6 protein-coding genes are annotated in these 6,533 nt (G+C 51.2%); 3 read left to right on the top strand and 3 right to left on the bottom strand.

Going from position 1 to position 6,533, the window contains the following annotated elements; all coding sequences use genetic code 11:
• Nucleotides 1–1,043 (top strand): ATP-binding cassette domain-containing protein (locus tag Q0231_RS08245; RefSeq protein WP_299347059.1); only part of this gene is annotated, 1,043 nt, incomplete at its 5' end.
• Between the two features lie 13 nt (nt 1,044–1,056).
• On the top strand, nt 1,057–1,866 hold the full coding sequence (locus Q0231_RS08240; RefSeq protein WP_299347057.1) for a DUF4344 domain-containing metallopeptidase: 810 nt from the start codon (nt 1,057–1,059) through the stop codon (nt 1,864–1,866).
• Nucleotides 1,867–2,147: 281 nt separating this feature from the next.
• Here Q0231_RS08240 and Q0231_RS08235 read toward each other — a convergent pair whose 3' ends face one another.
• The 3 genes from Q0231_RS08235 to Q0231_RS08225 all read right to left on the bottom strand — a co-directional run bounded on the left by Q0231_RS08235 (nt 2,148) and on the right by Q0231_RS08225 (nt 5,563).
• On the bottom strand, nt 2,148–3,437 hold the full coding sequence (locus Q0231_RS08235; protein ID WP_299347056.1) for an MFS transporter: 1,290 nt from the start codon (nt 3,435–3,437) through the stop codon (nt 2,148–2,150).
• A 158-nt stretch (nt 3,438–3,595) separates the two neighbouring features.
• The gene (locus Q0231_RS08230) at nt 3,596–4,042 is read right to left on the bottom strand and encodes a DNA polymerase III subunit chi (protein ID WP_299347054.1); all 447 of its coding nucleotides are present in this window, start codon (nt 4,040–4,042) and stop codon (nt 3,596–3,598) included.
• Nucleotides 4,043–4,072: 30 nt separating this feature from the next.
• The gene (locus Q0231_RS08225) at nt 4,073–5,563 is read right to left on the bottom strand and encodes a leucyl aminopeptidase (protein ID WP_299347052.1); all 1,491 of its coding nucleotides are present in this window, start codon (nt 5,561–5,563) and stop codon (nt 4,073–4,075) included.
• Nucleotides 5,564–5,743: 180 nt separating this feature from the next.
• Here Q0231_RS08225 and Q0231_RS08220 point away from each other — a divergent pair.
• Nucleotides 5,744–6,533, top strand: a 790-nt coding sequence (locus Q0231_RS08220; protein WP_299347050.1) for an LptF/LptG family permease, incomplete at its 3' end; no start/stop codon positions are given.

The raw sequence follows: 6,533 nt of genomic DNA, 5'->3' as shown, positions 1-6,533 counted from the left end.
CGATCGCAGCCATGTTTGACGAATATGTTTCGCCCTTTTCTTTCCCACAGCCGCAACGCGCCGTTTCTGCGCCTCTGATCAGTTTGGATGATGCGGCAACTGGTTATGGCGAAACACGGATTTTGAGCAAGATCAGCGGCCGGATTGATCCGGAAGACCGGATTGCGCTTGTTGGCATCAACGGAAATGGTAAATCCACATTCGCCAAACTATTGGCGGGTGATATTGAGTTGCAAGATGGTCGCATGACCAAAGCCCGCAAGTTGGAAATTGCCCACTTCGCACAGCACCAAATGGACATGTTGCGCCCAAAAGAGACACCGCTGCAGCACGTTGAATCGCTAATGCCCTACGATAGCGAGGCGAAGCGCCGTTCTCGCGTTGCCCAAATGGGTCTTTCAACGTCGCGCATGGAAACACTAACCGAAAATCTTTCGGGTGGTGAGCGCGCCCGGCTGTTGATGGGATTGATCACCTTCTCTGGCCCGAACATTCTGATTTTGGATGAGCCAACCAACCACTTGGATATTGATAGCCGTGATGCACTTGTGCAGGCGCTCAATGAATATGAAGGCGCGGTGTTGATCATCAGCCACGACCGCCACCTCATCGAAGCCACCGTTGATCAGCTTTGGATCGCGGAAAACGGTACAATTTCGGTTTGTGACTATGATCTGGACACTTACCAGCGCTCAATCCTTGGTGGCTCAAAAAAAAACGGGAAAAACGAAGCAGTAAAAGACCAGAGTTCACCTGATAAGAAACAAGACCGCAAAGCCTCCGCCGCTTTGCGGGCAGAACTTGCCCCCTTGCGCAAAGAAATAAAATCGCTTGAAGCTGACATCGCAAAGCTCAACAAAAGACTTGAGAAAGTCGACCAAGAGTTGAGCGACCCTGACTTGTTTAAAAAAGACCCCGAATTGGCCGTGAAACTGGGTAAAGACCGGGCCGATTGCTTGAACGAAATAGAATTGGCAGAAACAAATTGGTTGGATAAGGTCGAAGCGTTAGAAAGTGCCGAAAAAGAGCAACAAACACGTTAGGGAGGAGCGACCAATGAAGAAGGGTTTTGCAATCGCCACATTCATTTGTGGCGCGATGTTGAGCACAGTGGGCCAATCGCAGGAATTGACCGAACAGCAGTATAATCAAGCGGCGACGTTTGCCGTAAACGCAACGGCGGCCACGCTTTATCACGAAGTTGGTCATATGCTGATTTCCCAGTTTCAATTGCCTATTTTGGGCAAAGAAGAGGACGCAGCCGACAATATCGCCACCGTGATGCTGTTGGCAGCGGAAGACGACAATAAAGACGCGATGCTGATTGATGCGGCAAATTCGTTCTTCTATTCCAACAATGAAGGGCCTGAAGAAATCGAAGACGCGGCCATGTATGATTTGCATAGCCTAGATTTACAACGCGCTTTCCAAGTGATTTGTTTGATGGTTGGCTCTGACGCTGAGCTGTTTGGCGACCTTGCCGACGAAGTGGGCATTGACCCGGACCGTCAAGAAAGTTGCGCCTTTGACTATGAGCAAATTGCAGGCAACTGGAACCGATTGAATGAAACGTTTATTGCACAAGGCAATAACGGCCAACCGATCACTGTTTCTTATGAGCCAGCAACTGAAGAGCATGAGGGCGCAGCCGAACTGCTTAAAAACTCGCAACTGCTTGAAACAGTTGCCAAAGAAATCACGGATACAATTGAATTGCGCAAGCCGGTGAGTTTTGTTGGCCGTGAATGCGGCGAAGAAAACGCCTATTACGATTCTGAAAACGAAGAAGTCATCGTTTGCTATGAAATCGTCAACCTGTACTTCGGCCAAGTCGCAAAAGATATTCTGGAAAATCCGAACGGCTAGACTATTGGGCCATTAGGCACCCGATTGCGATTTAGGGAGAGTGCGGCTCTTGGCTGCGCTTTTCAAATGTGATCCCGGCTCAAGTCCGGGAATGCCAAAGGGGTTGAATTGTGCCCCCTGCTCTTTGTGCATTGGGTGAGTCACTTCGGGCATTTCTCTTTATAAGACTTCGGCACCCCGGACTTGATCCGGGGTCACCCTTTTTTGTTTGGGGCAAGCGTCGATGTGTGGGGGCCGTTTTGCATTCAGGTTACCGATTACAGCGCTTGGCGTGAATGCTTCTATCCAGGCGCTGCGGCAAGGCGTTTAACCAGGATACCGATCAAGATCACGGCGACGAGCAGAAAAACGGCGCCGACCATCCAAGCGATGGGCGTAGAATAAACCTCAGCGATAGCGCCGGCCAAAATTAGACCCAAAGCTGCTCCAAGTTGCTGTATGAGCGACCTTAGGGACAACATTGTTGATCGCTGGCGGTCTTCAACGCAACTGTGCAGTATGCTGCTGGCTGGCGTCTCAGAAACACCAAGCACAACAGAATAGAGGATAAAAACCATCACGAAGCCGAAGATGTCGCCTTGCAGGGCCAATGCGATTTGAATGCCCGCCATGCAGGCAAAAACCACCGCCAATGTTATCGCGTGCCGCCGCCTGAACATCCGACTGATGCGAGAGGACAAAGACGCGCCGAACGCAATTGAGAAAAAGTAGGCTGCGGTGAGGACACCAATGAGCGTGTTTGCATAACCTTCCTCTAACATGGGCTTTGCATGGGTCGGCCAAACCACCTCAACTGGGTTGGTCGCCATTAGGAATAGCGCGAGAGCAAGCAAAAGCAAAGACAGCGTCGGGGTTCTAATGGCGAGAAGACCTGCGTCTTTGATCACCATAGGTACAGCTGCAAACCCCTGTTTAAGAGCTTGAGGGTTCAGCGGACGCGGTTTTTCTACGATTACAAATAGGGTGTAGACGAACACGAGAAGCATTACCAAGACGCTCGCCGCGTAAGAAACATCATAGACACTGAAACCCAGTTTCTCCGCCGCCGAGCCGAAGAGATCGGGCAGTAGCCCCCCTAAAACCGCCCCAATTGCCAAGCCCATAGCATTGGCCCATTGCGCTTTTGCAAGAGCGGGTTGAACATCCACATTTGGCGCAACGGCCTTGAAGGTCTCAACGAACCAAGCGTCGAGCGTGCCCGACCGTAATGCTCGTCCAATACCGATAAAGGCGAATGAGAGCGCGAGTACATTGAAATCGCTGGTGGAAAGAAAGAGTGCGAGAGAGACCATGCTGGCGACGACCGCCGCCAGAAAGACCGGCTTGCGTCCAATGCTATCGGCCAATCCCCCGAATGGGAGCTCCATCGCCATAGTCGTAAGTGAATAAACCCCAAAAAGCAGTGAGATCTGGAAGAGGTCCATACCTCGATCAGTCAACGCCAGTGCGACAACGGCAACCGTCAAACCCATCGCAAAACGATCAAGAAATTGGTGGACTTGAAAAACCCGGATGTGCCGTCGCGCTGGAACGGGCAACATATTGAAGGAGAAATCTAAGTCCGTTGCCATGGTCGCATCTTCGGCTTGAAGGTGGTTTAAATGAGCACTTCGGCTGAGCCGAGTGCTATTATTTGTGCACTATAGTAATCGCTCGATCAAGCGCACCGAACGGCCATGTTCTCCGCACCCCGCCCCCAAAGCGCACCAACGCAACACTATGCTCTAAGCTAAGCTTTCTTCACCCACTTGCCGTTTGGCTCTTGTTGCCAATAGGTCAATTGATGATCAGGTTTGAGCGCTTTCCAGGCTTCCCGGGCGCGGGTTACGGCATCTGGATCGTGGCCGTCGAACATATAGACCAGCCGTTCGTAGGTTCCCGCATCTGTGGGTACGGCCCCTTTGGCGAAAAACCGCAGCTGTGCGTTATTGGGGTTAGATTGGTCAGCTACAAGCGCGATGGGGTGTTCGGCGGCCAGTTCGCCTTCGCCTATGCCGTGGGGCAAAAAGCTATCGTCACGATAAGACCAAAGCGCGGTGTCGAGCCCGTCAAGTTCGCTTGCATCGCCAACTTGCACCACGGCACGCCAATCGCGCTCCAGCGTTTTTTCAAGCAAAAGGGGCAGCACCGCCTCTGCGGGGCGCTGCTCCAAATGGTAAAACAAAATCTCGGTCAATTCGGTACACCGATCCTTTTGAGCATCTGCCTATTCGTGATGATCGCGCACCATTTTATCGAGTAGCGCTACACCAAAGCCAGTGCCCCAGCTTTTGCAAATTGGGGTTGCGGGCACATTCATGGCGGTGGACAAATCAATATGCGCCCAAGGCACTTCGCCGACAAAACGTTTGAGGAACTGAGCGGCTGTGATTGCCCCTGCCCAACGCCCGCCAATGTTCTTCATATCTGCGAATTTTGAATTGATCAGCTTGTCATATTCTGGGCCCATGGGCATGCGCCAAACCCGCTCGCCTGTGTCCAAACCCGCTTGGGTCAGATTTTGCGATAATTCATCATCATTTGAGAAAAGGCCCGCATGTTGATCGCCCAGCGCCACCATGTTTGCGCCAGTGAGCGTCGCAAGGTTGACCATGAATTTTGGCTTGAACGTTTCTTTGGTGTACCAAAGCGCATCTGCCAAAACCAAGCGGCCTTCAGCGTCTGTGTTCAAAACTTCAATGGTCTGACCTGACATTGAGGTGATGATATCGCTTGGGCGCATGGCGTTACCGTCTGCCATGTTTTCCACCAGGCCAATCACACCAACCGCGTTCACTTTGGCTTTGCGCAGGCCAAGGGTTTTCATGATGCCGGTCACAGCCGCTGCGCCGCCCATATCACCTTTCATGTCTTCCATGCCGCCAGCTGGCTTGATCGATAAGCCACCGCTGTCGAACACCACGCCTTTACCCACAAAGGCGATTGGCGCGTCAGCTTTTTTGCCGCCATTCCATTTCATAATCGCCAAATGCGATGGACGGCGTGAGCCATAGCCGACCGCCAACAAGGACCCCATGCCCAGCTGTGTCATTTGCTTTTCGTCAAGAATCTCAACTTCAAGGCCATGCTCTTCAAGGTCTTTTGCGGCTTGCGCAAATTCGACAGTGCCCAGAATATTTGCTGGTTCATTGACCAAATTGCGGGCGCAAATGGTGCCTTGGGTCACCGCATCGCGGATTTTATCGGCTGCGGTTACGGCCTTTTGGTTTGCGACTCTTAGCACGAGTTTTAATTCTGCTGGGGGGAGATCGTCAGTTTTGCCTGGGTTGGTTTTGTATTTATCAAAGCGATAGTGACCAAGGCGAATGCCTGCGGCGAAAGCAGCGATTTGCTCGGCGCTGGCATCCAAATCAAAAACGATTTCTGCATTCTCGGCTTTTTGGGCGCGCAACTGATTGACAATTGTGCCACCGGCGGAGGCAAATTCTTTTAAGTCCGTATCAGCGTTCAAATCGCCAATGCCAGCCAACAGAATTCGATCGGCATCCACACCAGTTGGAGCAAACACATTCAAAAAGCTCGACTTTTTCGCAACAAAATCTGCAGCTTTTGACAAAGCGGATAGATCTTGGCCCGTTGCCTCCCATATTTTTGTTGCTTCTTCCCCTAGGGCAAGCTCATCAGCAACAATCAAGCATATTTGCTTGGCTTTGGTCTTGGCAAAACCTTCAATTTTAAGGCTGAGTATTTGATCCATCAATGTGTTCCACTTGAATGATTTTGGTCGTTATGGGGCGGGACGTCGAACATGCGACGCCAGTTTTGCCCATCCTGCGCCGGGACAAATCAAAGTTCAATGGTCAATTGCGCTTATCAACTTGTGTGATCAAGAATTGAAGTCTGTACGTGGGCAAACCTTCGTGGCAAAACATCAAACATGACTCACGTTGCGCGATATTTACTGAGCAAATATTTTGCCGCCTCGATTGGCTTTGTTTTGCTCTTGGCCTTTTTGGGCTGGATGGTTCAATTGTTGCGCACCATTGATGTGGTGACAGCAAAGGGGCAAGGTGTCTTTACCCTCTTTTCCCAATCTCTGCTGGTTGTGCCAGAAGTCATCAGCATCATTTTGTACTTGTGTTTAGCTTTGGGTGTTTCACGCGGGCTCAGGGCCATGCAAGTCAGCAAAGAGCTATTTCCCATCCATTCCGGCATCGGTATTAAGCCCCTTTGGCAATCGATTGGCTTATTCTTGCTGATCAGCATCATTTTTGATGCAACGCTTGTCCACCAATTGGTGCCCAAAACCAATCAACTTGCAGCGGCTCGTGCGGATGAAATTAACGCCGACTTGATTGCAAACTCTTCGCGACCCGGCCAGTTTACAGACATTGCGCCTGATTTAACGCTTATGATTGCGGGGCGCGCTGACGACGGAACCGGGCTTGGGTTCTTTTTGCACGACGCTCGTGATCCGCTCAAAAACCAAACAACCTTTGCGGCCCAATCCCAGCTTTCGCGCGCCGACGACACGCTTTACATAAAACTCAAAGATGGCGCGATCCAATATTTCAATACAAAGACACAAACCATGTCGACGCTTGAGTTTGGAACTTACAGTGTTGCGGTGCGTGAGCTGGCTTCTTCGAACCTTTTCGCAGCCATTGAGCCGACTAGTCTTGAACTCGTTAGCCTTGTGCAAAGTGGCGCACTTAACAATGCGCCAC

The sequence above is a fragment of the uncultured Maritalea sp. genome, from assembly GCF_937139385.1.
Classification (GTDB): Bacteria; Pseudomonadota; Alphaproteobacteria; order Rhizobiales; family Devosiaceae; genus Maritalea; species Maritalea porphyrae_A.
The sequence above is the reverse complement of the archived record's forward strand: the minus strand, read 5'-3'. Positions and strand labels throughout refer to the sequence as shown.

Bases quoted from the DNA above. Each gene is read 5' to 3' on its own strand.
- Q0231_RS08240 (WP_299347057.1), top strand. From the start codon at position 1,057: ATGAAGAAGGGTTTTGCAATCGCCACATTCATTTGTGGCGCGATGTTG.
- Q0231_RS08235 (WP_299347056.1), bottom strand. From the start codon at position 3,437: ATGGCAACGGACTTAGATTTCTCCTTCAATATGTTGCCCGTTCCAGCG.
- Q0231_RS08225 (WP_299347052.1), bottom strand. From the start codon at position 5,563: ATGGATCAAATACTCAGCCTTAAAATTGAAGGTTTTGCCAAGACCAAA.